The sequence below is a fragment of the Methylomonas sp. genome, from assembly GCF_023228165.1.
In the GTDB taxonomy this organism is placed as follows: domain Bacteria; phylum Pseudomonadota; class Gammaproteobacteria; order Methylococcales; family Methylomonadaceae; genus Methylomonas.
Genome location: NZ_JALOBS010000026.1, coordinates 42,025 through 68,575 on the forward strand (window position 1 = coordinate 42,025; position 26,551 = coordinate 68,575).

The following is a 26,551-nucleotide window of genomic DNA, read 5'->3' on the forward strand; positions in this document are numbered from 1 at the left end:
ATGTTGGAACATCATCTGCCAAGCAAAGACCTCATGTTTCTGATGGGTAATCAGCACCGTTTTCAGCACCAATGGCTAATTATTAGTTTAAGCTATAGCCACAGGAGGTGACGCAATTTTCCTTGTTTTAGTTTCGGCCGAGTTGATATGCACGATATCGATCCCGTTATATTGGCGGACGGCATTTGCCACCATGGATCGATGACAAAAGCGGTAATCGGCTTCGTAGCAAAGTAAGGCGCAATTTGAGTAGGCTGCTGTGTCCGCCACGTACGCGATGGCTTGATCTTGGTTATTCAGGTGTTCCAAAAATCCTTGTGTGTAGCGTTTCCAGTTGTTGTCTTGCTTATATTGTCCCTGACTGGTTTTGGGCAACCCAACGCCACGACGTGCACGTATTCTATTCCTGAGAGGTTGAGTGAGTTGGATAACGCAGTTTTCGCAAAACCTGGTTTACGTGAACCTGGGAATTCGCGGATATCTATTACGGTGTCGATATTGTATTTTTTAAAAGTGCCAGAAAAACATTAATATTGATGCTTTCGTAGCCTATTGTGAAAATCGCCATTGTTTTACCCTCTCGGCAATAGTTTAGCCGATGCAAGGCTGAACCGATAGGTTTGTATACTGATATTCGCCCAGACCAGCAATGCACCGCTCATTATTATGCCTAGGATTATTCACCCAATCGCTGACCAGTGTGGCGTCGCTTTGTCGCGGTAGGCGTGGTTGTCCAATAAGTGCGCTGTTATGATCGGCGGCTTTGTTCTGCTATGGCGCATGGCAGGATCAGCATTACAAGCAATACGCGCAATGGATCAAGTTATGAAAATTTAGCTGCTGATTTGGGGGTTTTAAGTGTCAGCTAGTAATCCATTTTAAGACGCTAGATAAATATCTTTGGTGGGCAGCCTTTGACCGAGGCTGTGTAAAAACGTAAAAATGAAATACAAAAATATAATATTGTTCCACTTGGTTGATTATTTCTTAGGCTTGAGAAATAAACTTTTTCACACAAAGGTAAAACGGTGGAGATAAGTCGATTGATTTTTCCATCGCCTTTTCCATCGCCTTTTGGTTTTTTGCGTTTTTACACAGCCTGCGCCGATCCCTGCCGAATTGAAGCTTTGTCGGCTATATATAAGCCAGCCGAACTCGCAAAATCTAGTGTGGGATTCAGCTCATTTTAATCAGGCGCTTTCACACCCGTCCGCTCATTCCAGTCCGGAAAGTTAGCCTGTTACCCCTTTTTTTCACTCTAGCCTTTGATCCATTAATCGGGAACAATGAAAACTATTCCCGAAATGTTTGTAATCACCAATCGATTTTTAACCTAATGCAATCCTGGCTTAACCGTAATTTCTTATTGACTAACTTTGCCGCCGGCTTGTCGGTGGCTTTTATCCTGTTGCCGGAAGCGGTGGCTTATGCCGCGATTGCGCATTTGAGTATTCAGGCGGCGATCACGGCGGCCCTGGCCGGCTTGCTGTGCTATGCCTGGTTGGGAAAATGCCCGTATGCGATCGTCTCGACCACTTCGTCGGCGGCGGCGCTGTTGGCTGCGGTGGTGATGTCGTTGCGGCCGGAAAGTGTCGATGCTTACGCCGGGTTGGGGGCCGCCTTGGTGATATTAACCGGAGGCGGATTGTTGGCCATTGCCAAGGCTGGTTTGGGGCAGCTGTCGGCATTTGTGTCCAGGCCGGTGCTGTACGGCTTTTCATTTGCGTTGGCAATTACCATTATTGTCAAACAATTACCCAAGCTGCTGGGTGTCGCTACCCAGGCCAGCGATCCGCCGCGCATTTTGCTGGAGCTGTTTGCGCGTAACCAGGATTGGAATCCATACAGTACGGTATTGGGTGTCGGGGCTTTATTGGTGCTGTGGGTTTTGACGCGCTTTCCCAAGTTACCCGGTGCATTTTTGGTATTGGCGGCAGGTATCGGCTTGAACAATGCGGTCGATTTGACCGCTCAGCATGTGGCACTGGTCGGTAGTTTGCAGTTAAAACCGATGGAACTCGACCTGCCCGAACTTTCCATGGATAAATGGCTGCGGCTGACGGAGCTGGCTTTCGGTCTGCTGGTGATTATCGTGGCCGAGTCTTGGGGCAGTATTCGTAGCCTGTCGCTGCGGCACGGTAAAACGGTAGAGCCCAATCGGGAGTTGTTCGCGCTCGGTGTCGCCAATCTGCTGTCCGGCCTGTTGCACGGCATGCCGGTTGGTGCGGGATTTTCGGCCAGTTCCGCCAATGAACAGGCGGGCGCCACCGCTAAGCTGGCCGGCGCGGTGGCGGCGCTGATACTGTTGCTGATGGCGATATTCGGCCGGCAATGGATAGGCGATATTCCGGAACCTTTAGTGGCTGCCGCAGTGATCAATGCCTTGCGGCATGCGCTGAACCCCGCCGCATTACTGAAGCTGTGGCGTATCGACAGAGACCAGTATCTGGCGCTGGCCGCCGTGGCCGGCGTGCTGGTATTCGGTGTTTTGCACGGCATGTTGCTGGCGGTGGCTTTGTCGTTGGCGGCGGCTATCCGGTCTTTTAGCCGCCCCGTGGTCAGGGAGCTGGCCGAGCTGGAACATGGCCACGATTATGTGGATCAGCAATACCATCCGGCGGCTTTGCCGCATGACAATATTCTGGTGCTGCGTCCGGAAGAACCGTTGTTTTTTGCCAGCGCGGAAGGCATTTTGGCGGAAGTGCGTAAACAGCTGTTGGCTCGCGGCAATGTGCGGTTTCTGGTGATCAGTCTGGAAGAAAGTGCCGATCTGGATGCTACCGCCGCCGAATGTTTGATTGAATTGGCGGTGGAGTTGGATTTGCACCAGCAAAAACTGCTGCTGGCCAGAGTCAAGGATCCTATTGCTAATGTGTTACAAACCTTGGCCGGCGACAGCTTCGCCGATGGGTTGTTTTGGAGCGTGGACGATGCGGTGGTGGCGGCGCGGAAAATGCGCGGTTGAAGCGGGTGGTTAACGCTTCGGTTTATTCGGTTGATACCCATTCCATAGCGGAGACAATTTGCGAAATTGGTTTAAATTTCGGGAATTGGTGGTTATTTTCAACACTAAGCGCTGAAAAATACAGAGGCTATTGCCTGGCAAAATCCGCCCGCCTGCGTCTGACGTGGGTTTCCTGTTGTTGGCATGATAATCGCGTAAGGATTTCGAGTCATCGGTCAAACAGGCCGGCAATGACTTGTTCTTCGTGGATTACTTAAGGAGTAAAACGATGAGAAACTACATTCATAATGTTGCCAAATATACTGCCTTGGTGCTGATCTCCGCGCTGCCGTTTTCAATCGATGCGTATGCGGAAGCGAAACAAACTTCCAAGATGGCGCCCATGGAAGTCAACCTGGACGGCGATTTTTTTGAAGCAAATTTTATTAAAGAACAAGAGGAGTAGAGGTACTCTGCGCTCGTCAAATTGCTGTTTTAAATTCTCCCCACCCTAACACTCTCCAGCAGGAGAGGCAATTGAGGTTGTCGTAAAAGTAAAACAGTTCCTTCTCCCACGGGGAGAAGGTTAGGAGGGGATATAAGCCAAACGCTTACGTTGCATTCCCCCCTCACCCCTGCCCTGTCCCGCGAGGAGAGAGGGCTTTACGACAACCTCCTGATGGAGGGGGGCTAGGTGAATCAACAAACCGGAATTTGGTGCGCGAGGATTCTAATCTCTGCTTGTGCACTCAAGCATTGTTCAGGTCGACGAATTGGTCTGAACAAGCCCGTTGACGGTGTTGCGCGATTAAGACTATGAAACTATTCGGCATAATGATGGCCTGGACATTCATGATGTCCGGCAGCCCCGGTTGGGCCGGCGATACTGCGGCACAGCCCGCTGAAGATCCGCAATCCATTATCGCGGAACTATCCAATAAAATTCAGGCCCGCTTGCAGGATCGGAATTCGACGCGGGACTTTAAGCAAGTGACCGACTATGTCTCCTCGGTTATCGAACCGCACACCGATTTCGATCTGTTCTCCGTGCTGGTGCTGGGTAAATATTGGAAAACCGCGACTACCGACCAACGAAACAATTTCAAGCAGGCTTTCAAGAGCTTGTTGATTCGGGTGTATTCCAGAGGTTTTGTCGAATTCAATAATTGGACAATCAAATTTTTACCGTTTCATCACGTTGACGATGTCCGCAAGGCTTACGTTAAAACCCAGGTCATTCAGGCCGAACGGAAACCGGTGGCGGTCGATTACCGCATGGTGTCCGAACAAGGCGTCTGGAAGGTTTACGATATATTGATTGACGGGGTCAGCTTGGTGACAACCTACCGTAGTTCCTTTCAAAACGATATCGACAATGCCGGCGGTTCGCTGGACAAAGTGATCGATAAATTGAACACACGCAACCGGGAGGCGGACGCCACCGGGCAATAGCGTTATCGGCAGGCTCGAACGGAACACTCGAAACAGCATGGCCCCGGCCTTGCCGCATATCCAGGATTAAATGAAATCATGACATTGACGCGGGCGCGCCCAGCCCCAAAATCGGCGGCTTTCAGAGAGCAGCGACGGCACCGGCTGATGTTGCCGGCAATCCTGATCGGTCTGCTGACCGGGAGTTTGTCGGTGGGCTTTCATCTTTGCATCGATGCCGGCGAGGTGTTACGTGGCCATTTGATCGGTTTGGCCCATGCCGGCACTCTGTGGGGCATCTTTGCGTTGTGGCTGTATGTGATCAGTGCGTTGGTGCTTTCAGCGGAAATCGTACGCTGGTTAGCGCCGGAGACTGCCGGCAGCGGCATTCCGCACTTGAAAGCAATTCTGCAAGAGCAACAGCCGTTTCGTTACTGGCGGGTATTGCCGGTTAAGTTTATCAGCACCTTGATCGGCAGTGCCGGCGGGCTGGTGCTGGGCCGGGAAGGCCCCAGCGTGCATATGGGCAGCGCGATCGGGCAGGCAGTTGCCGACCGGTTTTCGCATTGGAAACCTGCCGATCGCGCCATCCTGGCGGCGGCGGGCGGGGGCGCAGGCTTGGCCGCAGCGTTCAACGCACCGTTGTCGGGATTGGTGTTCGTGTTGGAGGAGCTGGAGCGCCAATGCGCATCGCTGGAGTTTTTCGCCGCGGCGATTGCCTGTCTGGCGGCGGATATGTTGTGCCGTTTGATCCTGGGTCAGCATCCGGAGTTTCATGTGGTGGTATCCGGCGCGCCGCCGCTGGATTTGCTGATTGCATTCGTCCCGGTCGGCATATTGTCGGCGCTGTTTGGTAGCTTGTTTACCCGCGCCTTGTTGTGGGGACAGCGTCTACCGCAATTGTCGTTGGGGTCAAAATTGGTTTTCTGGTTTTTCCTGGCAGCCGTCATTACGCTGACGGGCTGGGTCAAACCGGATTTATTGGGTGGCGGACAAAACTTCGTCAACCGGGTGCTGCAAGACGGCGAAACCTTTACATTGCCAACCATCGCCTTGTTTTTTCTGATTCGGTTTGTGCTGACCCTCGGTAGCGCCAGCGCGGGTAGCGCCGGCGGTTTTTTTATGCCTATCTTGGTGGTCGGCGCGCTGTTGGGGTGGGGCTTGGGTGAAGCCACGCATATGTTATTCCCAGCACTGCTTGTGAATACCAAATTATTTGCCGTGGTGGGCATGGCGGGATTTTTCAGTGCAGTGGTCAAGGCGCCGTTAACCGGCATTATTCTAATTATCGAAATGACGGCTAATTATGCGTTGATACTGCCATTGTTGATTGCCTGTTTTGCGGCGCTGTTGATTGCGGATTGGCTGGGCAGTCCGCCGATATACGATGCCTTGTTGCGCTTGAGTCTGCTCAATAATGAAAAATCCTGAAGCAGGATCGGGCGATTGCCGCCGTCTTTTCCTGATGCGCTGTTTTCGGTTACTTCGGGGGTGGACGGCTTGGCACATTTTTGGCTGTGGCGAGTTAAATACGCTCGGAATCGGAGAGAACATTTCATTTTGACACGATGGCAATTGTCTAAATTTGCGGGAGAACGATATGAGTGCGCAAGAACTATGGTTGCAAACCAAACGGATTGTCGGCAGCGGTTTGGTATCTGTAAGGTACGATGTTTATATTTTTACGGCATTGATTTTTTTATCGATATTGGGGGTCGGCATTGCCGATGCTTTTGAATACGCCGCCCATTGGTATTGGGTAGGGATGGTGCCGGTATTTTTCGGTGCTTGCCTGTACCTGGAATGGCAAGCCATTCAACACGCCAGCATGGCGCCGCGCGAAATTTTACTGGCGCAAATTCAGCATTGGTTAGGGGTGGCGATCGCGTTTTATTTGACCTTTATATTGCGCGAAATCGGCAGTCTGGATAATCAAACCACCGGTTTGATTTTACTGCTGGTACTGGCGCTTGGCACTTATCTGAGCGGTATTACCACGGGCTGGCTATTTCGATTGTTGGGCATGTTTTTGGGCTTATGTCTGATTATGGTGGCCTATATGGAACATTATGTGGCGGTGTTGATTGCGTCCGCGATAGCCATGCTGTCCTTGTATCATTATTTGGCTAAGTCGGTGGGTACCATCATCAAGGATAACGAGCAAGCAGACTTGCCAGAATAAGTTTTTCGCTGCTTGAGGCACTGCTTTAAGCCGGGCATTGCGCTTAAACGATTGCCTCGCGGAATCGAGCCGGCGGATTCAGTCGAGCACTTGGCCGATAAAATCACCCGCAATGCCTTTCGGTCAAACCTGTGTGGGGGTTATCAACCAGCCACTCAGGTAATATTACCCAATTCCCCGTTTCCGAACCTTTTCAAGTGGCGCTTTTACCGTGTCGCTAGGGGGCTTAATCGCTTTGCACGCGCAAGGACTAAAGGTTTCAAGGCGCGGTAACGGTTTTCGGGCAGGCAATTCTAATATTGGAACGGCGATTGCATTATTTCCAGCAAACAGTCCGTTTCTTATTGAGCAAGCTCAATAGCTTGCCGAATTCAGCTGGAGGTTCCCATGAAAAGCCCGATTTATCCCAAAACCCCAATAACCGTGGTTGTGGCTGCCCTGTTGGCCGGCGTGCCTGTTGCGCATGCCGCGCAGACGCATACTGCCCCAAGGCATGTGATTCATCATATAGCCGCTACCTTCGATCATTCCGTTACCGTGCCCGGCGAACCGTCGGATCAGGAAAAACAGAAACTGATGGAGGAAAAAAAACAGCAAATCGCCAATGAAGCCAGCGATGCGATTATCGGCGCCCATACTGCGCTATTAACCCTGGAGAATGGCGATTCGGCCAAAGCCCGGTCGTTGTTGAAAGATGTGCTGGGCAAACTTGACATATTGCTTGCCAAACGGCCTGGATTGGCTATGATTCCGGCGGATGTATCGGCTCGGATTTACGACTTGGATGACAGTACCGACCAGGTCAAAAAGCTGGTAAGTAGAGCGGACGATTTGTTGGGGGATAGTAAAGTGCAGGATGCCCGGCGGATTCTGGATAATTTGGTCAGCGAAATTCGCTTAACTACGGTGAGTATCCCGCTAGGCACCTTTCCGCCGGCGATCAAGGAAGCCATTGTGGAAATCGATGACCATAAACCGGACCAAGCCAAAGTTGTGTTGGCGGGGGTGTTGGGATCGCTGGTGAAAACCACCGAAGTCTATGCCTTGCCGGTCTTGCAAGCCGAAACGTTGCTGACGGCGGCATCGCAGTTGGAACATAAGGACGATTTGAGTAAAACCGATGCCAGACACGACATTTTAGAGTTAACCGAAGCAGCCAAGGACAAGTTGAAACTCTCGCAAATACTGGGTTACGGCACGGATGACGATTACGAAAATTTGTACGACAGCATAGACGGCATCGACAAAGTGATTCGTTCCGAACGCTCCGCGGCGGTTTGGGATAAAGCCAAACAATCGCTGGCGCATTTGAAAGAAAGTATCAAAAATCATTTGTAGCACCCAGTCCCGGGCATTTCACCTAGTGCCCGGGGTTTTTCTCCTTTAGGTGGTGTCACAATGCGGCGACAGCCGTTTCTGCCGGCCAAGAAATCGTAGTAATGTTTTTTGGCCGGTTTTTTTTCGGTTGGTTTGTAAAGGCGGCGCTAGATACGCCTTGTCGGTCTACCCAAAATCCGTATTTGGTCCAGTTATCGGATTATCGAAACCATCCGCTTCAAGTCGCTGTATTTGCATTTCGGCGGAAAGTGTTAGCGCTAGCCTGCCTGCCGATGTCAACTGCAATGCGTCTGGATACGTTGTTGAGCAGGTAGCTGCGCAGTGAAGTGTCTTGCATAGGGGCTGTATTCGCCTGAATTTAGGCGGCTAAAATTTTCTCGCCCGGTTAACGGCATGCGTTGGAAGATATTATTTGTTGGCGGCTTGACTTGGGCGGCATCAACAGCTATTTTCCGTGCCGTCTGATTCTAGCTAGCCAATAAGGGAAACGCATGACTCATTTGCTCGACGCAAAATCTAAAGCCGCTGCGGCTTATGATGCGGCTGCCGACTTGTTCGACCATCCCGTCAATACCTTTTGGGATCGATTTGGTCGCAACACTATCAATCGGCTTGATTTGAAACCTGGCGCCACGGTGCTTGACGTATGCTGCGGCAGTGGGGCATCCGCATTACCGGCGGCTGAACAAGTTGGCGATAGCGGATATGTAATTGGGGTCGACATTGCCGAAAAACTACTTCAGCTTGCCAGCAGCAAAGCCAAAAGCAAAAACTTGAATAATGTTGAGTTTCGGCATGGCGATATGCTTGAGACCGGCTTTGACGACGCGAGTTTCGATGCCGTCGTTTGTGTGTTCGGGATTTTTTTCGTACCTGATATTGCGGCAGCCATACGCGAGCTATGGCGCGTTCTGCGTCCAGGCGGAAAACTTGCGATTACTACATGGGGGGTGGATTTCTTTGAACCGGCCAATACGGTTTTTTGGAACGCAGTTCGCGATGTCAGACCCGATTTATACAAAGGATTCAACCCATGGGATCGCATATCCGAGCACTCTACACTCAGTGCCATATTAAACGAAGGAGGGGTAACTAAGCCATGGGTCATGGCCGAGGACGCAACGCATCCTCTGGCATCGGCGGAAGACTGGTGGACGACGCTTCTCGGTTCAGGTTACAGGGGCACTATCGAGCAATTGGAGCCGGAAATGGTCGAGTATGTGCGCCAAGCGAATTTGGCGTTCATCGCAAATACCCGGCTGCAAGCAGTGCAAGCAAATGTGATATATGCGGTTGCTGAAAAGTCCTGATTATTATCGAACAATCAACCAAGCTGAAATGATTTGAGGTTATGCCGCACCGCTGTTTCGCCCAAGCCCATGTCTTTGCAGGCTTGCGCAACCGTCAGTCCTTGTTTCTGGATCATTTTGACCACTTGCGTTGGTAAATATCGCCGCTGCAAAGAAGCCGACAAAAGGTACGCATCGACGAACAGCACTACGTGGAAGGAAGGCAGCTGAAAAAAGACATTGCCCCGCCCGCTTCAATGATGGGGGGGAATCACAATAACAGGCAGCGGTAATAACGACGTGTCGGTTGGTGAGGGATGCTCGCGGTGCTTATGTTGGCTGGCAACCCTTGGTAAAGGTATTAGGCGGTTGCGCGGTTATTTTTAGCTGAGCGCCAATTCATGCTCATCTAAAAACAATCGTTCATTTTCAATATTATCTCTGGCTTCAAGCTGGCGATTTATTTCGGTCTTTTCAAATAGTAATTCCCGCATTTCTGGAGGAAGGACGAACTCATATCTGATCGGGAAATCTTGGTTATCGAGTTCTCCGGTATTGAGGTCGCAAGCGGCTAGCGTTTTTATCCAATTCAACACACTAATTCTCTCTACATTTTCAAAGTCAGTAGTCAGTATAGAGAGGGCTTATGACAGAAATATGACAATTCCCTTATGAATTAGCGAGTTGCGTAGCTGCTTTTTTTACCGGTGACTGTACGCGTAATCACTTATGGCTTGCTCGCTGGGCGGCGTTAAGCCGACATTCTGTTAAATAGCTGAAATGCAGACTGGGCTATGTTTTTCAGTAATGGTCGGAACATTTCGGGTTAGCCAATTTCTGCTGTTAATTCTCAAATCTATCTCATATAGATAATATTGATGAGGTTTAGAAGTTGCTATTGGTTTATCGAGTGTGTTGGATTTGTTGAATTTACTGTTCATTGTCGTCACCTAAACGATGTAGCTTGTTGGCGGAATTCATTTCAATCGATTATCAGCTTACCCCTCCAATAGAATAAATCTGGGAATTGCTTGGCATAATTCTGAATGGCTTGGCAACATCCGTTTTTTTGAAAGCGGCGGATATCGAATAATTTTAGGCGGGAGTGTTGCGCACGGGGCTGGTACCGAGCGTGACAATTTTAGTATTTATTGGCATCGCGCTGGTAAATGATGATATTTATATTAGTCGGGCCCGTCGGTTGTCGGCGGGGAAAACGATTGACTCACTGTAATGACATTATTTTCGCATTACCAAATCATTACTCCACTTATGTAAGTAGCCATGAATTCAATTGATATTTTTCCATGGAATGAAAATTTCAATACGGAACTGGCTGAAATCGATGAGCAACATAAAAAGTTGGTGCGCTTACTGAATTCGTTAGCCAGTCATGTAGCTTTTCAGTCCGATCTTCCGACCGTAAACATCCTTTTTGACGAACTGACCGATTATGCAAGGCATCATTTTCAATCGGAAGAGGCGCTTTGGAATCAGTATTTGCCCGAAGATTTGCTAGAGGTACAGCATAAAAAGGTTCACAATGAGTTTGTGGAAGCCGTGCTCAAGCTAAAGCAAGAGCAAATGGTTACAGCCGAAAACATGGCATTGGAAGAGATACTGTCATTTCTGGCTCGCTGGTTAGCGGGACATATCCTGGAAAACGACAGGTATTTGGCCTATATCGTATTGGCAATGCGCTCCGGGTTGCCGTTGGAAGCCGCCAAGCAACAGGCCGACGAAAAAATAGCAGAGGCGCGCCATGCGTTGATCGACGTTATTCTTTCCATTTACAAGAACCTGTCCAGCAACACCTGGCAATTGATGCGAGAGCTAGCTCAGCATAAACGGGACGATGAGTTCTCAAGAAAATTGTTGTTGGCGGTCGAGCAGAGTCCTAGTTCCATTGTGATAACAGATCTTGATGGCACCATTGAGTTTGTGAACGAAGCGTTTCTAAAGGCAACCGGCTACAGTCGCGACGAGACGGTAGGGCGAAATCCGCGGATTTTGCAGTCGGGTAAAACGTCCGGAGAAACCTTCCGCACCATGTGGGATGTGTTGGCCCAAGGACGGGTCTGGCAGGGTGAGTTCGTCAATAAGCGAAAAGACGGCAGCGAATATACCGAGTTGGCGCTTATTTCACCGGTGCATCAAGCGGATGGTACCGTCACGCATTATTTAGCGATTAAAGACGATATTACCGAACGTAAAAGGGTTGAGAAAGCGCTGCGCGACTCCCATCAACAGATGGATTCATTACTCAATTCGATGGCTGAAGGTGCCTACGGTGTCGATACCGAGGGAAATTGCCGATTCGTGAATCAATCGTTCCTGCGAATGTTGGGGTATGCCAGCGAAGATGTGATCGGCAAACATATTCATGAAATTATCCACCATTCGCACCAAGATGGTAGCCATTATCCCGCCGAAGAATGCAAGATGTATACGGCGTATCGTCGCCAAGAAGACGTTCATGTTGTCGATGAGGTTTTTTGGCGCAAGGACGGTACTTCGATACCGGTGGAGTACTGGTCTCAACCTATTATTATCGACGGTATCCTGACCGGCGCGATTGCAACCTTCATCGACATCACCGCCCGTAAACAAGCGGAACATCAATTGCGGATAGCCGCCACGGTTTTTGAATCCCAAGAAGGCATGATGGTTACCGATGCCGATAATCGCATCTTGCGAGTCAATACAGCCTTCACCAAAATCACCGGTTATCCTCCCGAGGATGTGATTGGTAGAAATCCGAGTATTCTGCGTTCGTCACGACAAGACCAGGATTTTTACGTAGCGATGTGGCGGCGAATTCATGAGCAGGGAGCCTGGGAAGGCGAAGTCTGGAATCGGCGTAAAAATGGCGAAATTTATCCGGAGTATTTAACGATCAATGCCGTCAAAGACCATAAGGGGCGGGTGACGCATTATGTCAGTACGCTGACGGATATTACCCTTAGAAAATCCGCTGCCGAAGAGATCGAGCGTCTGGCTTTCTACGATCCGTTGACCGGATTGCCCAACCGGCGTTTGCTGCAGGAACGCTTAAAGCAGGCGCTGGCTAAATGCCATCGTAGCGGCCGAAAAGGTGCGCTGCTGTTTATCGATATCGATAATTTCAAAACGCTCAACGACACGCTCGGGCACGCTATGGGCGATTTACTGCTACAGCAAGTTGCCGCCCGCTTGCAGGCTTGTGTGCGGGAAAACGATACGGTAGCCCGGTTGGGTGGGGACGAGTTTGTAGTCATGCTGGAAGAATTGGATCAGGATATCTATGCGGCCGCGAAACAGACGGAGCGCATCGGTGAGAAAATTCTCGATACCATCAATCAACCGTTCAAACTCAGCAAACACGACTATATCAGCACGCCCAGCATAGGCGCCGCACTGTTTAACGGGATCGAGCAAGCGGATGAGATGTTAAAGCAAGCCGATATCGCCATGTATCAAGCCAAAACCTCCGGCCGCAATGCGCTGTGTTTTTTCGATCCGCAAATGCAAGACAGGCTGATAGCCAAAGCCTCCTTGGAAAACGAACTGCGCAAGGCATTCAGTCGGCGACAGTTCCAGCTTTATTACCAAATGCAAGTAAATGCCGCACATCAGCCGGTGGGTGTGGAGGTCTTGATACGCTGGTTTCATCCCGAGCGAGGCGTGGTGTCTCCCGCCGAGTTCATTCCATTGGCGGAAGAAAACGGCATGATTGTGGACATAGGACGCTGGGTGTTGGAGCAGGCTTGTGCCCAGATCAAGGCCTGGCAACAATTGCCTGCCGCCCGCGGATTGGTTTTATCGATAAATGTCAGTCCAAAACAATTTTTCCAGGCCGATTTTGTTTCGCAGGTACAGGAAGTCATTCAAAAATACAAAGTTGAACCTCGCTTGCTTAAATTGGAGCTGACTGAAAGCATCTTGATTGAAAAAATTGAAAATACCATTGCGACCATGAGTGCGTTGGGAGCCATAGGCGTGCAATTTTCGCTGGACGATTTCGGTACCGGATATTCATCGTTACAGTATCTGAAAAAACTGCCGCTGAACCAACTCAAGATCGACCAGTCATTTGTACGCGATATTGCATTCGATAGCGGCGATCAAGCGATTGTGCGAACCATAATCGCAATGGCTAACAGCTTGAACCTGGACGTCATTGCCGAAGGAGTGGAAACGGAACAGCAACGGCTATTTCTGCTCAACAATGGCTGTAACCATTATCAAGGGTTTCTGTTTAGCCGGCCTGTGCCGGTCGGGCAGTTTGAGGCCTTGTTACAATAGACGGTCGGGCTCTTGCGTTTCGATGTAATCGCCGATAACGGTTAGCAATACCGTTTATGCCCACCTATCAATTTCGAACGTTTCGGCAAGGCGCAAGCATTCCGCCCGGCTGGGACATCGGCCTTCTTTGCGTACTTACTAATAGTTGTTGAAAAGCCCTATGGCTCGTATATGCTGTGCGTTTCGTTAAACCGAGCTTTCCTTTCTAACCTAAGTAAACACACTTGAAAACTAGAGCCCTTTTATTCATTTTATTTTTAACCGCTGGATGGGAGTCTGCCGTGGGCGCACAACAAGCAAACGATGTCATTGAAAACCGAGTCAGGCACTTGCTGGCGCAAATGACTTTGGAGGAAAAAGTCGGGCAGATGACGCAAATCGACTTCAGCGTAGTGTCGGTGGAGAACGGTCAGGATGCCGACAACCCCATCGATCAGGCCAAATTGGACGATGCGCTGTTTAACCATCACGTCGGCTCGATCTTGAATACGCCGACTACTCCGAACAACAAAGCCCAGCCGATTGAAAAATGGCGCAACATGACACAAGTCATCCGCGAAACCGCCGCTAAAACCCGGCTGAAAATTCCGGTAATCTACGGCATCGACGCCATACACGGCGCCACCTATACCCAGGGCGCGACACTGTTTCCGCAGGCTATCAGCATGGCCGCCACCTTTAATACCGAATTATCCGAAAAAGCCGGCGAAATCACCGCAAGGGCTGTCAAGGCTTCCGGTCTGGATTGGGATTTCTCGCCGGTGATGGATATCGGCCGCCAACCTTTGTGGCCGCGTTTTTGGGAAACCTACGGCGAAGATGTGCATTTAGCCGGCGCCATGGGGAGCGCTTATATTCGCGGTCATCAGGGCGACGATTTTGCCGCCGCCTATAAAGCCCCGACCTGCCTCAAGCATTATGTCGGCTACAGCTATCCGCTGAACGGCAAGGACCGCACCCCGGCCTGGATAGGCGAACGGGCCTTGCGGGAATATTTTCTGCCGCCATTTCAGGCCGGGGTGCTGGCGGGCGCACCGACGGTGATGATCAATTCGGCGGAAGTGGACGGCATTCCCGGCCACGCCAACTACCATTATCTGACCGAAATCCTGCGCGGTGAGATGGGCTTTAGCGGCTTTACCGTCTCGGATTGGGAAGACATCATCCGATTGTATACCCGCGATAAAATGGCGGCGTCGCCGCGCGAGGCGGTCAAGATCGCCGTGATGGCCGGTGTGGATATGAGCATGGTGCCGTTCGATTATTCGTTTTACGATTTACTGCTGGAGCTGGCCAAAACCGGCGAGGTGCCGCTGAGCCGGATTGACGAAGCGGTAGGGCGCATTTTACGAGTGAAGCTGCAAAGCGGATTGTTCGAGCGTAGCGAACCGTCCATACCGGTTGCAGGCAACTTTGCCACCGGGCAGGATCAGGCGCTGAACCGCCAGGCGGCCGAAGAGGCTATCGTGTTGGCCAAAAACGCCAACGGCATTTTGCCGTTGAGTAAGCAAACCAGCATTCTGGTGACCGGCCCCACCGCGAATTTGCTCAGCGTCATGAACGGCGGCTGGACCATCACCTGGCAAGGCGATGCCGAGCAGTGGTACCCGCAGGATAAATTAACTTTATTGAAAGCCCTGCAGCAAAAAACCGCCGGTAAGGTTACCTATGTCGGCGGTCAGCGTTATGACGAGGAAATCAATATCGAGCAAGCAGTGACCCAGGCCCGCCGGCACGATGTGGTGATTCTGGCCTTGGGCGAAAATACCTATACCGAAACGTTGGGTAATATCGACAGCCTGGAATTGCCGCCGGTGCAATTGCAACTGGCGCGGGCCATTTTCGCGGCAGGCAAGCCGGTGATTCTGGTGACCTTCGGCGGCCGGCCGCGCATTATCACCGAAATCGCCGAACAGGCCCAGGCCGTGCTATTGGGTTTTCTGCCGGGCATGGAAGGCGGCGCGGCGATGGCGGACATACTATTCGGCGACGTCAATCCCAGCGGCAAATTGCCGTTGAGTTATCCGCGCGCCGCGAACGATGTGACGCCGTACGACCATAAACCGATGGAAGCGTTTGAAGCCAACCAATACAAGCCGCTGTATCCGTTCGGTCACGGTTTGAGTTACACCCGCTTTGAAACCAGCGGTTTGAAATTGGGTAAAAGCAGCATTACGTTAGGCGAAACTATCGAGGTCAGCGTCAACATCAAAAACGCCGGTAATTTGGCTGGCAAGGAGGCGGTGCTGGTGTATTTGCATGATCTGATCGGTTCGGTGACGCGTCCGGTCAAGCAATTGAAAGCCTTTAAAAAAGTCGACTTGAAACCCGGACAGCAGCAAACCCTGCGGTTCACTCTAACGCCGGACGACATGTCGTTTATCGGCGTCGCCAAACAGCGCATTGTCGAGCCGGGCGAGTTTGAGGTGATGGTCGGCGCCGAAACGGCCCGCTTTAATGTGGCCGCAAACTAAGCCGGATTACAGTGATGAGCAATCATGAAGGTCGGACTACCGCGGCTTATACCGGGTCTTTGGCAGTATTGACCTCTTTGTTTTTTATCTGGGGCTTCATTACTTGTCTGAACGACATTTTGATTCCGCATTTAAAGGCGGTGTTCACCCTGAACTACTTTCAGGCCATGTTGATTCAGTTTTGTTTTTTCGCGGCTTATTTCGTGATGTCGGTACCTAGCGGTTTGCTGGTGGAAAAAATCGATTACAAAGGTGGCATCATTGCCGGGCTTTCGATTGCCGGTGCCGGTTGTTTGTTGTTTTATCCGGCGGCCGGCCTGCATTCCTATCCGTTGTTTTTGACGGCGTTTTTTGTGTTAGCCTCCGGCATCACCTTATTGCAGGTGGCCGCCAATCCGTATGTGACGGTATTGGGGCCGGCCGAAACCGCATCCAGCCGCCTGACCCTGACCCAGGCGTTTAACTCGTTGGGCACCACGTTGGCGCCGTATTTCGGCGCTTTGTTGATTTTATCGACGGCGGTGAAAAGCGCCAATCAAATCAGCTTGCTGAATGCCGAGCAATTATCGGCGTATCAGGCCACCCAAGCCGCGGCGGTGCAAAATCCGTATTTGTTTCTGGCGGCGGTGTTGTTCGGTTTGGCGGCGCTGTTCGCGCTGTTGAAACTGCCGCAAATCAACTCGGCACCCAGTCGACAGCAGGATGAGGCCGAGCAGGGTAGTGCCTGGCAGTATCCGCATTTGGTATTGGGCGCACTGGCAATCTTTTTGTATGTCGGCGGCGAAGTGGCGATAGGCAGTTTTATGGTCAGCTTTTTAGGTCAGCCCGAGATAGCCGGTTTGGCCGAGCAAGACGCCGGCAAGTATGTGTCGTTTTACTGGGGCGGAGCCATGCTCGGACGTTTTATCGGCGCGGCGGTGATGCGGGTGTTACGGCCGGGTTCGGTACTGGCATTTAACGCAGTGATGGCAGCCTTGCTGGTTTCGGTCGCCGTGTTCGGCAGCGGGCGGCTGGCGATGTGGAGTTTGCTGGCGGTGGGCCTATGCAACTCCATCATGTTCCCGACCATTTTTTCGCTGGCACTGGCCGGCTTGGGTCGGCATACCGGGCAAGGTTCGGGGATTTTATGCGCAGCCATCGTCGGCGGCGCCATCGTGCCGGTATTGCAGGGTTTGCTGGCGGATCATGTCGGTATTCAGCCAGCACTGGGCTTGCCGGTCTTGTGTTATCTGTATATCGCCTACTACGGCTGGTGCAGCATAAGGGTGCCGGTCGCGGCAGATTAAGCAATGGCTTAACCCTTTCGCGCTTCAGGTTTCGGTGCCTGATGTCCCTCGCCCTTCGCGAGAGGGTGGGGATAGGGTGTCAATAAAGCGAAATTTGAAGTGCGATATCTATAGATTACAACGCAACCGGTTAGTGATGGTTCAAAGTTTTGGGGCCACGTGCTTCAGCCATTCGGCAAATTTTCCGAAGATAAAATGACTGCCTCGCTTGGAAAGATGGTCGTCGTCGTAAAAGTATGACGCCCCATCTTTCAAGCCTTCGCACGACGATTCATTACACAAATATTCGTAGGCTGGAAAAATCTCAATCCGGTTGTGGGTGGCGGTGTCTATGGAATCGACTGCTCTTCTGTATTTGGCGTTTCGCTCGTCGAAGGATTTTCTGGTCACATTGCAGTCGGGGCGGTCCTTGGACGAAATCCGGAACGGCCGATCGTCCAGACAACTTTTAGCACTGACGCCAATTTCCGGTACATCTTCAATAAACACCACGGCCTTTCCAAACTTTAAAATCGCGTTAATGGAAGCCACATATCCCGAGATGAATTGATTGTAATTTTCCGCCAGGCGATCGTCAGGGTCTTTGATAATCCGGTAGTTATTCTTTTTTTCCGTGTCGCCGTAGCCGGAGCCTTCGATGTACATCGCGCCACGGGTGGCGAAAACAACCCGTTGAATCGTCGGAAAGTCGCGCAGCAATTTAAACACGATGGGCATGACCACTTTGCAGCGGGACGATTTCTCCTCGAATTCCTCGGTCGGGTTAATGGTGACCAGATCGATAAACGGCAGGCAGCCGTTGACGGCCACCAGTGCCAGATCGTTGGAGCTTTTGGAAATAGAGTCGTAAACAAATTGCGCGGCGTGGCTGTCACCCACCACCAGCGTCTTTGGCGTGGCAGTGGTGAAGCGGCAGATCAAATAATCATAGCTGGCGCCTAATGCTGAATGACAACGCTCATCGATCCAGTCCTCGGGGGTGTTGTAGAGAACCGTGCCTTTGACATCGGCAAACATTTGGGTTTTGGCGGGCGCATCGGCCTGGCGAAATTCCAGCCCGTCCTTTAAGTAAGAAATGTAACCCAGGTTACCGATGACCAGCATCAGCAGTATCAACATCACGGTTTTAAAGCCGCTGTGTTTACCCAAGCGTATCGGCTTTTCCACCAACTTGTATGTCAGCCAGGCCAACAGAATGGTAATCATCACCGCAACGATACGAATAGTGGCGCTCGGCACTTCGGTTTCTACTATCCGGGCAAAAGACAGCAAAGGCCAGTGCCATAAATACAGCGGAAAGCTGATCAAACCGAACCATACCGCCAATCGGTTGGATAGCACGATACGATTAACCCAGGCATGCGGGCCGGCGGCAATCACCAGCACTGCGCCCAGAATGGGCAGGACGGCCCATTTGCCGGGGAACTGGAGATCCTTGTTGATGATGTAAAAGCCGTAAACCAATAGACCCAAGCCTGCAAACGACAGCAGGTTAGCCAGCGTCTTGCCGTCGGCTTTATGCTGTGACTCCCGATAAACCACCGCCGCCAACCAGCCGTCCAGCCGGGTTTTAACGCCGGCGAACGCGCCTTTTCGGTACAGGGTCATCCAGGCCAGCAAGCTGCCGCACTGCAGCTCCCAAAAGCGGGTTTGCGGGGAGTAGAAGGTGCCCACGGAGTCGGTCAGTATGCCCTTAATATTCAGGTAGAAGGAAGCGACGGCGACGACTAAGGTCACGGTCAGCAGATTGAAATTTCTGCTCCAAGCCAACCACAGCAACAACGGCCAGGCCAGGTAAAACTGTTCCTCTACCCCCAAACTCCACAAATGCAGCAGCGGCTTGGTTTCCGTGGCGTTATCGAAATAACCGGCCTCGTCCCATAACACGATGTTGGAAACAAAGCCCGCCCCGGCGGCGATGTGCTTGCCCAGTTGCTTATATTCGTCGGCGAACAAGGCAAACCAACCGAAGGCGTAGCTAGCCGCCAGCACCAGGATCAGGGCCGGAAAAATCCGCTTGATACGGCGGATGTAGAATTCGGTAAAGCTGAACGTACCTTTCTCCAGGTTCTGGAAAATAATCGTCGAGATCAGATAGCCGGAGATCACAAAAAAGATATCGACACCGATAAAGCCGCCTTTTAATCCGCTTGGAAAGGCATGGAAGGCGACCACCGAAAGCACGGCAAGCGCTCGCAAGCCGTCGATATCCGGGCGGTATTTAGGGTGTGAAAGATGCGGATGTAAAGTAGTCATGGAATATCGAAGTACCAAATGTAGCGTCGGCTCGTCATCTGGCCTGCACTTGCGTACTAGGGGAAGGAATGGAACCTGGGGAATTCAATCGACATTTTAAGCTATAAAATGTTCATCTTTATGCAGATGAACGACAATTTTTTGATTATGGGTATTTTAGGTTGCGCCATTGCAACTCTACCGGCAGGAATGCTTGTCGAGCCGAGCAATAGAAGGAAGGTGTTCCGTTATGAGTGTGTTATTTTGGAACCAATAGGACGGAATTAATAGGCGAGCTAAAGCTGGCCGGCGGACGACGGGATTTTTTGTTGGCCGATATAAGTCGTCTGAATTCATTTTATTGCTGTAGAACCCCATTATCCTGTTAGGAATATCCGATGACCGAACCAAGTCCGAATGACATTATGACTGCCTACGCCGCAAATGCGGTTAATTTCGCCCAAAGCAATTTTGGCGTATCGCTTGATTTTACAGTCGAGAGCATGGAACAAGTCGAAGCGCTAGCCAACCGGCTGTTTCATACTCGTCCCAAAGGTTTCGTCGCCAAACTGTTTCGCAAGCAGCCGTCGGATAACGACGTGCAAGATGTTTGTAAAATGCTCGGCAGCTATATAGGCGAGGTATATCGCCAGAACAAGGGCGGCGAATGGCAAATCAACCACGACCTCCAGGCTATCGGCTTACTGGACGGCGAAACCTGGATTTTCCCGCTTGCCAAAGTACTCAAGCGGATTACGAATGGAAAAAAGGACGACTTGAAAGCGTACTTTGCTGAAATTGCTGAATAGCTGTGGGTTAAAACCGCCCTGTCGTTACCATCAGGATCGCTTAAAAAGACAAGAAGGCAAGCAAGCTGTCATTTAAAATGTAGGTACGATTTACCCTAAAGGGCATAAAAGCTTGCGTAATCGCACATTTCGTATCCAACATTCCTCCGATTACGCTATCGCTAATCGGAGCTACGCGGGCTACGGTCCTAATTAATATGTAAAATTTGACTTCCAATATTTATTAAGAAACTATGAATTTTAAAATGGCTATTACATGGTTTTTCAGTCTACAACCCATGGAGCGAAGTATTAATGATCCAGGTGAGAAATTACTTAACAGTATGAGAACTACTGCAAGGTGTAGGTTTCACGCAGCTCAGCGTTTGAAGAAACAGGGTGATTTTTCATTCTTTACAACAACAATTCTGTCCCTTGGGCTTATTCTTATACCTTTGATACAAAATGCTGAAATAAAACTAGCATATTCAGACAAGGTGTTAAACATGATGCAGATATTTCTTGCTGTATCAATTTTGGTTTACTCCACAATAAATTCAACAGCAAGGTATGATCTTAGATCGCAAGTATTAAGCGAGTGTGGAGATAAGCTGAAAGAAGGGCCGTAGGGCGGATAAGCTTGCGTCATCCGCCGAATAAAATAAACTTATGCCATGCCAAACTATTGACGTAATCGTGTTCCGGGCGGAACCTATTTTTTCACGGTTAACTTGCTCGAACGGAAGTCGACATTGCTGATCGGGCATATTGCCGAGTTACGAGAAGCTGTGCGCATCGTTCGGAAAAAACAGCCATTTCACTTGTGCCCTATGGGTACATTGATGCCTGGGTGGTTTTACCCGATCACATGCATACGATTTGGACATTACCACCCGACGATGATCGGTATTCTGATCGATGGTGAGCAATTAAAAAGGCGTTTACTAAAGCAATTCCGAAAACCGAATATCGCTCTCAAGTTCGGATAGCCCGACGCGAGCGAGGGATTTACCCAAAGGGCACAAGTGGCAAAGGCGGTTTTGGGAACACACGATTAACGACGAAAAGGATTATGCCGCCCATATGGATTACATTCATTACGTGCGACGTGAAGTCACATCCGTTATTGTTTCACCTTGAAAAAAAGGAAGTGAAACTCGTTGTTCCCTCAACGGTAGCCTATCGATGCAGGCGAAGCTGGTAACGGCTTGGTTTGAAGCCATTGAGACAATGAAGCCCTTCACGAGAGAAGGAAGCGCCGCGAGGTGGTTCCAATGGCTGCCAGCATTTGGCGGTCGGGGCGCTAGGCTGGATAGTAGGACCAACCTATGTGAACTGTTGATAAACCTCGTTATGTAAAACAAGTACCGTAGGTCCGATTAGTGGGCGTAATCGGACGAATGTATAGCCTCCATTCCTCCGAATACGCTTCGCTATTCGGAGCTACACAAGAAGCCAAAAAGCCCAACGCCAGCCGATAACAGCGCACTTTTTGACTTACCCGAAGGAGCCCGCGTAGGGCGTATTAGCCATCGTGCAATACCGCTAAGCTTATTGGCGCCCTACTTTGCACCATACGGTCTTGCGGATAACCCCGCTCAACGCCTAATCTTGTACCCCGATTTAAACACCCACCACACAAATGTCAGGCAGACGATCAGAAAGCCGAAGGTCATGGCTATGCTCATGACGACATCCACGTCGGCGACGCCGTAGAAGCTCCAGCGAAAGGCGCTGATCAGATATACCACCGGATTGAATAACGAGATTTTCTGCCATACCGGCGGCAACATATTGATCGAGTAAAACGCGCCGCCGAGGAAGGTCAGCGGGGTGACGATCAACATCGGTATTACCTGCAGTTTCTGAAAACTGTCGGCCCATAGTCCAATGATGAAACCGAACAGGCTGAAGGTTACCGCAGTCAGCAACAGAAAACCCATCATCCACAGCGGATGGGCTATCTGGTAGGGGACGAAAAAGCGTGCGGTGGCCAGTATCAGCAAACCCAGCATTACCGACTTGGTCGCCGCCGCCCCCACGTAACCCAGCAGCACTTCAATCCATGACACTGGAGCGGAAAGCAGTTCGTAAATGGTGCCCGCCCATTTCGGCATGTAGATGCCGAACGAGGCGTTGGAGATGCTCTCGTTCAGCAAGCTCAGCATCACCAAACCGGGGATGATGAAAGAGCCGTAGCCGATACTGTCGATGTCGCCCATCCGCGAACCGATGGCTTTGCCGAATACGATGAAATACAGCGAGGTAGTCAATACCGGAGCGGCGACGCTTTCCAATAGGGTGCGAAAGGTGCGGGCCATTTCAAAACGATAAATCGCCCGAATACCGTAAAAGTTCATGCCGCTGTCTCCTTGGGTTGGTGCACCAGGCTGACAAAAATGTCTTCCAATGAGCTCTCTCTAGAGCGCAAATCCTTGAATTCGATACCGTGTTCGGCCAGGGCGAGCATCAACTCGGCGATACCCGTTTCGTCTTTTTGGGTATCGAAGCTATACACCAGCGCCTGGCCGTTGTCGGCCAGTTCCAACGACCAAGCGTTCAGGTCGGCCGGGATGTTGATCAAGGGTTGGCGCAGCGTCAGTGTCAGCTGCTTTTTGCCGAGTTTGCGCATCAACACCTTTTTATCCTCCACCAGGATTAACTCGCCTTTGCTGATGATGCCGATCCGGTCGGCCATCTGTTCGGCTTCTTCGATGTAATGCGTGGTCAGAATGATGGTAGTGCCTTGCGCGCGCAATTCGCGGACCATAAGCCACATGTCGCGGCGTAACTCCACATCCACGCCGGCGCTCGGCTCATCGAGGAATAGTATCGTCGGCTGATGCGACAGCGCCTTGGCAATCAGTACCCGTCGTTTCATGCCGCCGGACAGCGTCATGATTTTGCTTTTACGCTTGTCCCACAAGGACAGGTCGCGGAGCACTTTTTCCAGGTAGGCCGGATTGGGCGCTTTACCGAACAAGCCGCGGCTGAAGGTGACCGTGGCCCACACCGACTCGAAGGCGTCGGTATGCAATTCCTGCGGGACTAGGCCAATCGCGGCCCGCGCCATGCGGTAATCCCGGGTGATGTCGTGACCATCGGCGATGATGGTGCCGGAACCGGCATTGACAATGCCGCAGATGATGCTGATCAGGGTGGTCTTGCCGGCGCCATTGGGGCCGAGCAAGGCGAATATTTCGCCGCGCCGGATGTCCAGATTGATATTTTTCAGGGCCTGGAAACCGCCGGCGTAAGTCTTGTTGAGTCCGCGCACGGACATAATGGGGGCGGCATTATCGGCGGATAGGCTAGCCTTGGGCAGTGTGTTCATGGCTGAATGCAATTTATAGTAGCGTTTGGGTAGACTTTTATTGTCGAACTTTCAGCGTAATCCTTACATGGCTGCGGTTTGCAAGCAAGATTATCCTCGGGTTAGGAGACTGCGCTAGGACTTTCAGCAACCTGCGACTTTAAAAGTGCGATAGTCGCAAATGGCCGGCAGGCTTCGGAACGGTATATTCAAGCAAGATCTTTATAGGTCGATTCTTGAGCGGGACGGAGTATGCACTCAATGCCCGTTAAGTTAAGCGATGAGCTGCGGCCTCTCTTGCCGGAGAAGGCAGGGATGAGGAGAATTTGGATAGGGAAAATGCGTTATGTTGATCCCTTCACCCTAACTCTTTCCGGTGGCAGAGGGGATGCCAGGCAGGACGGGTTAAATGGCTTAGCGTTATGGTTAGGTGACGATATAGGTTGAAACGTTTCGGTCTGGGTGAACACCCGGACCGGCAAGGATATTTGGCAAGGTAACTCCGACATTGGAAGCCGATCAAGCATGGCCGGGTTAGAGCGTTACAAGATTTACCCGGCGGGGATAAAGGCGCCATTCACGTTTTCATGTTTTGTGAGCCGTGGCGTGTATCCCGACAATGGGGGGTGACACCGGTGAGTCGCTCTGACGGGCAGAGATAAAAGGCCTTCCCAATTAAACCAGCATCGGGTAAGGTTGGTTCGAAGACAGGTTGGCAGCGCGGTGTAGAAATTCCTATTCATCGGAACCCCATTTAAAACTCCCCGGTCGCCTTGAAAAAATCGATTGAATTTCCTATCCTTTGGACAGACTTTTTCCACTAACGCGCAAAGGGCTATCATGCCGATTACAACAGGTGACATAAGCAGAGATTGCTACAACTGCAATAACAGAGGGCCGCGCATTGTGGCGGCGGCAGGCAATCACACCAAGTATGATCCCTACGATCAGGTCTCTCATCAGATCGGTGCCGCGATGGTGTTGCCTGGCGGCACAAGCCGCATACACCCCATCAATTTTGCCGGCGTCGTCGGCGGTGACTCGTATTATCTGCCGTTCCAGAACGACGGCATTACCTCGGTCAGTCTCCCGGTGACGCCGGTCGTGGGCGAACCCAAATTCTTTTTCACAATTCGCCTGACGGCGTGCTCGATATTTCTTGATGCCTATCAACCGGCGGTGGGGAGCTATACCACCCCCTTCGGTGCGGACGACCAGCGACAGCGTATTATTATTTCCCACGCCAATGCGCTAGCCGACTACAATCTGGGAATCGTGGGGGTCAATATCGGTCAGAACCCCGCCTTTTTCCCGGCCGGGGCTAAGGCTGCTCTCAACAACTATCGTAATGCGATGTTGGCTACTTATCCGGGTACAAAAGTTGGTCTCGCGGCGCTGTACAAGGATAACTATAACCAGGCCGTCAATACGGAATTGCAGAGGCTGGTAGCGCAGGGAAATACCAATGTTACGTATGGAACCACGACTTGTGTGTTCGGATTTCACAAGCCTGGCGGGTGGGAATTCTATTATCAAACCTGGGGTGGATTCGATTACACACACCACAGGCGGCTTCTACCGGCCCAACAGGTTACTGGAGCCACCGACTTGCATCGTCACCGAGTCATTGAATGCCGGCGTTTTTTCCCATGACCGTGTCGCTTGTTTCGACCGGTTGAGGGCGTTGAGCGGGAATGGTCAACAAAAACCGGACAGCTGTTCAGGCAGCGTTATGATAAAAATCCCGCTCGAATTCGATGGGGATTGGCGAGCATTATAAAGAGCCAAATAGTCGATCTGGTTCGGTTTTCTCTGCTTGGGTTTTGAATGTTTCGTAGTTCGGCTGTTCATGCTGCAAGCTACCGAAAAAACGTTCGGTCGGCGAGTAATTCCTGCAATGGCCTTCGCGGCTCATGCTTCGCTGCATCTTCATTATCGCCCCTATTCGCGGTATGCGCGCTAAGCGGGGCGGGTTTTGTAAACCCCCTGTACGTTTGATATTGGCTACCGTTATGGTTAGCTGACGATATACCTTGAAACGATTCGTTCCGGGTGAATATCCGGATCGGCACGGACTTATATGCACAGCGGCAATTACAGGATTAGCGGGAAGGGGGTGCTAAGCCCGTCCCGAATGTTTAAAACCAGCGTGACATAAGGAAACGGTGGGAGCACGTTGAATATCCCGCACCGCTGGCGTCGGTTTCCATTTTGGCCGACATGGGTGGCAAATTACTGTATGGCTCCGCTCTGCTGGATTTAATATCAATGGGTAATTGGGGTGGTATGGTAACGATTAACTGGTTTGCGATTGTGTTGGCTGTGGCTTTTATCGAAATACCTAATGGAAAATCTCGATTTGAAATTCAGTATGGTATGTAAACTGGTCAGATGAAATGTGACAAGCCGCGCTGTCGGCGTTATCCATTAGGGCTACTATAGCTTTCGGCCAATCGGGTCGGTTAGTAAGCTTGATCAGCGTTCGTACTGGTCATGATTTAAGGAAAATATCTATGTGTAGCAGCCCCAAATCCTCTTGCTCCAGTGTTTCCAGTCACACCCGCCGAAAATCCGCTCCCCTGGATTATCAAGCCTATGCCAGCATGATGCGGGATGCTTCGGCTAATTTCGAACGGGTACAGGCCATGAAAGAAGAAAGCAGGCTGGCCGCCGCTGAACAGCTTGGAGACGATTATCCCAGCCAGTGTAGTCAGGATGGAATGTAATGAAATCCGGCGTTTCAGACAGTGATACCCCGGATTTCCTTTTGCCCCGTTCAGGCCGTGATTTTCCTGTTATCCCGCGAGCCGAGGTAACAGGATTATAAAATTTTGACGGTTGAAGATATGCGTTCAGCGCAACGTCAAACAGTATAAGTACTCGAAGCCGTCTTGCCGCCGTGGCCGGTCCAGTCTGTGTGGAAGAATTCGCCTCTGGGTTTATCGGTGCGTTCGTAGGAATGGGCGCCGAAATAATCCCGTTGTGCC

At 51.1% G+C, this 26,551-nt stretch carries 20 protein-coding genes and 1 pseudogene; 15 read left to right on the forward strand and 6 right to left on the reverse strand.

Annotated elements, in window-relative coordinates:
• Positions 1-87: 87 nt before the first annotated feature.
• Positions 88-497: pseudogene (locus tag M0R33_RS17840) on the reverse strand (DUF488 domain-containing protein).
• Between the two features lie 839 nt (positions 498-1,336).
• Between M0R33_RS17840 and M0R33_RS17845 the strand changes: the two are divergent.
• The 7 genes from M0R33_RS17845 to M0R33_RS17875 all read left to right on the forward strand — a co-directional run bounded on the left by M0R33_RS17845 (position 1,337) and on the right by M0R33_RS17875 (position 9,205).
• Positions 1,337-2,965 carry a SulP family inorganic anion transporter gene (locus tag M0R33_RS17845; RefSeq protein WP_292572382.1) on the forward strand — a complete coding sequence of 543 codons (1,629 nt, stop codon included), beginning with the start codon at positions 1,337-1,339 and terminating at the stop codon, positions 2,963-2,965.
• Positions 2,966-3,233: 268 nt separating this feature from the next.
• On the forward strand, positions 3,234-3,410 hold the full coding sequence (locus tag M0R33_RS17850) for a hypothetical protein (protein WP_292572385.1): 177 nt from the start codon (positions 3,234-3,236) through the stop codon (positions 3,408-3,410).
• Between the two features lie 350 nt (positions 3,411-3,760).
• On the forward strand, positions 3,761-4,396 hold the full coding sequence (locus tag M0R33_RS17855; RefSeq protein ID WP_292572388.1) for an ABC transporter substrate-binding protein: 636 nt from the start codon (positions 3,761-3,763) through the stop codon (positions 4,394-4,396).
• Between the two features lie 78 nt (positions 4,397-4,474).
• Entirely contained in the window at positions 4,475-5,806 is a 1,332-nt protein-coding gene (gene clcA, locus M0R33_RS17860) for a H(+)/Cl(-) exchange transporter ClcA (protein ID WP_292572391.1), read from the forward strand.
• 169 nt (positions 5,807-5,975) lie between these two features.
• Positions 5,976-6,557, forward strand: a complete 582-nt coding sequence (locus M0R33_RS17865; RefSeq protein WP_292572394.1) for a hypothetical protein — start codon at positions 5,976-5,978, stop codon at positions 6,555-6,557.
• 387 nt (positions 6,558-6,944) lie between these two features.
• On the forward strand, positions 6,945-7,895 hold the full coding sequence (locus tag M0R33_RS17870; protein WP_292572397.1) for a YfdX family protein: 951 nt from the start codon (positions 6,945-6,947) through the stop codon (positions 7,893-7,895).
• Between the two features lie 491 nt (positions 7,896-8,386).
• A complete protein-coding gene (locus tag M0R33_RS17875; RefSeq protein ID WP_292572400.1) occupies positions 8,387-9,205 on the forward strand; it encodes a class I SAM-dependent methyltransferase in 819 nt (272 codons plus the stop codon).
• Between the two features lie 362 nt (positions 9,206-9,567).
• Here the strand turns inward: M0R33_RS17875 and M0R33_RS17880 are convergent, their stop codons facing one another.
• Positions 9,568-9,780, reverse strand: a complete 213-nt coding sequence (locus tag M0R33_RS17880; RefSeq protein ID WP_292572403.1) for a hypothetical protein — start codon at positions 9,778-9,780, stop codon at positions 9,568-9,570.
• Between the two features lie 688 nt (positions 9,781-10,468).
• Between M0R33_RS17880 and M0R33_RS17885 the strand changes: the two genes are divergently transcribed.
• From M0R33_RS17885 to fucP, 3 genes are all read left to right on the forward strand, one after another.
• Positions 10,469-13,468 (forward strand): bacteriohemerythrin, encoded by a 3,000-nt coding sequence (locus M0R33_RS17885; protein ID WP_292572406.1) that lies wholly within the window; start codon positions 10,469-10,471, stop codon positions 13,466-13,468.
• Positions 13,469-13,692: 224 nt separating this feature from the next.
• Complete coding sequence (locus M0R33_RS17890; RefSeq protein WP_292572408.1) at positions 13,693-15,942, forward strand: glycoside hydrolase family 3 N-terminal domain-containing protein; 2,250 nt, start codon at positions 13,693-13,695, stop codon at positions 15,940-15,942.
• A gap of 14 nt (positions 15,943-15,956) precedes the next feature.
• Positions 15,957-17,228, forward strand: a complete 1,272-nt coding sequence (gene fucP, locus M0R33_RS17895; protein WP_292572411.1) for an L-fucose:H+ symporter permease — start codon at positions 15,957-15,959, stop codon at positions 17,226-17,228.
• 141 nt (positions 17,229-17,369) lie between these two features.
• Here the strand turns inward: fucP and M0R33_RS17900 are convergent, their stop codons facing one another.
• Entirely contained in the window at positions 17,370-19,484 is a 2,115-nt protein-coding gene (locus M0R33_RS17900) for an acyltransferase family protein (protein ID WP_292572414.1), read from the reverse strand.
• Between the two features lie 377 nt (positions 19,485-19,861).
• Here M0R33_RS17900 and M0R33_RS17905 point away from each other — a divergent pair, with 377 nt between their 5' ends.
• Positions 19,862-20,272, forward strand: coding sequence for a hypothetical protein (locus tag M0R33_RS17905; protein WP_292572417.1), 411 nt, complete (start codon positions 19,862-19,864; stop codon positions 20,270-20,272).
• Between the two features lie 233 nt (positions 20,273-20,505).
• Complete coding sequence (locus tag M0R33_RS17910; RefSeq protein ID WP_292572421.1) at positions 20,506-20,880, forward strand: SLATT domain-containing protein; 375 nt, start codon at positions 20,506-20,508, stop codon at positions 20,878-20,880.
• A 969-nt stretch (positions 20,881-21,849) separates the two neighbouring features.
• On the opposite strand, the gene M0R33_RS17915 is transcribed toward M0R33_RS17910, so the two are convergent.
• A complete protein-coding gene (locus tag M0R33_RS17915) occupies positions 21,850-22,611 on the reverse strand; it encodes an ABC transporter permease (RefSeq protein WP_292572425.1) in 762 nt (253 codons plus the stop codon).
• Entirely contained in the window at positions 22,608-23,585 is a 978-nt protein-coding gene (locus tag M0R33_RS17920) for an ABC transporter ATP-binding protein (RefSeq protein ID WP_292572429.1), read from the reverse strand. The genes M0R33_RS17915 and M0R33_RS17920 overlap by 4 nt, the downstream gene beginning before the upstream one ends.
• An 819-nt stretch (positions 23,586-24,404) precedes the next feature.
• Between M0R33_RS17920 and M0R33_RS17925 the strand changes: the two genes are divergently transcribed.
• From M0R33_RS17925 to M0R33_RS17935, 3 genes are all read left to right on the forward strand, one after another.
• Positions 24,405-25,217 (forward strand): hypothetical protein, encoded by an 813-nt coding sequence (locus M0R33_RS17925; protein WP_292572432.1) that lies wholly within the window; start codon positions 24,405-24,407, stop codon positions 25,215-25,217.
• Between the two features lie 567 nt (positions 25,218-25,784).
• Complete coding sequence (locus M0R33_RS17930; protein ID WP_292572434.1) at positions 25,785-25,946, forward strand: hypothetical protein; 162 nt, start codon at positions 25,785-25,787, stop codon at positions 25,944-25,946.
• A gap of 131 nt (positions 25,947-26,077) precedes the next feature.
• The gene (locus tag M0R33_RS17935; protein WP_292572436.1) at positions 26,078-26,290 is read left to right on the forward strand and encodes a hypothetical protein; all 213 of its coding nucleotides are present in this window, start codon (positions 26,078-26,080) and stop codon (positions 26,288-26,290) included.
• Between the two features lie 137 nt (positions 26,291-26,427).
• On the opposite strand, the gene M0R33_RS17940 is transcribed toward M0R33_RS17935, so the two are convergent.
• Positions 26,428-26,551: hypothetical protein (locus M0R33_RS17940; RefSeq protein ID WP_292572441.1), on the reverse strand; the 124-nt coding region annotated here is incomplete at its 5' end.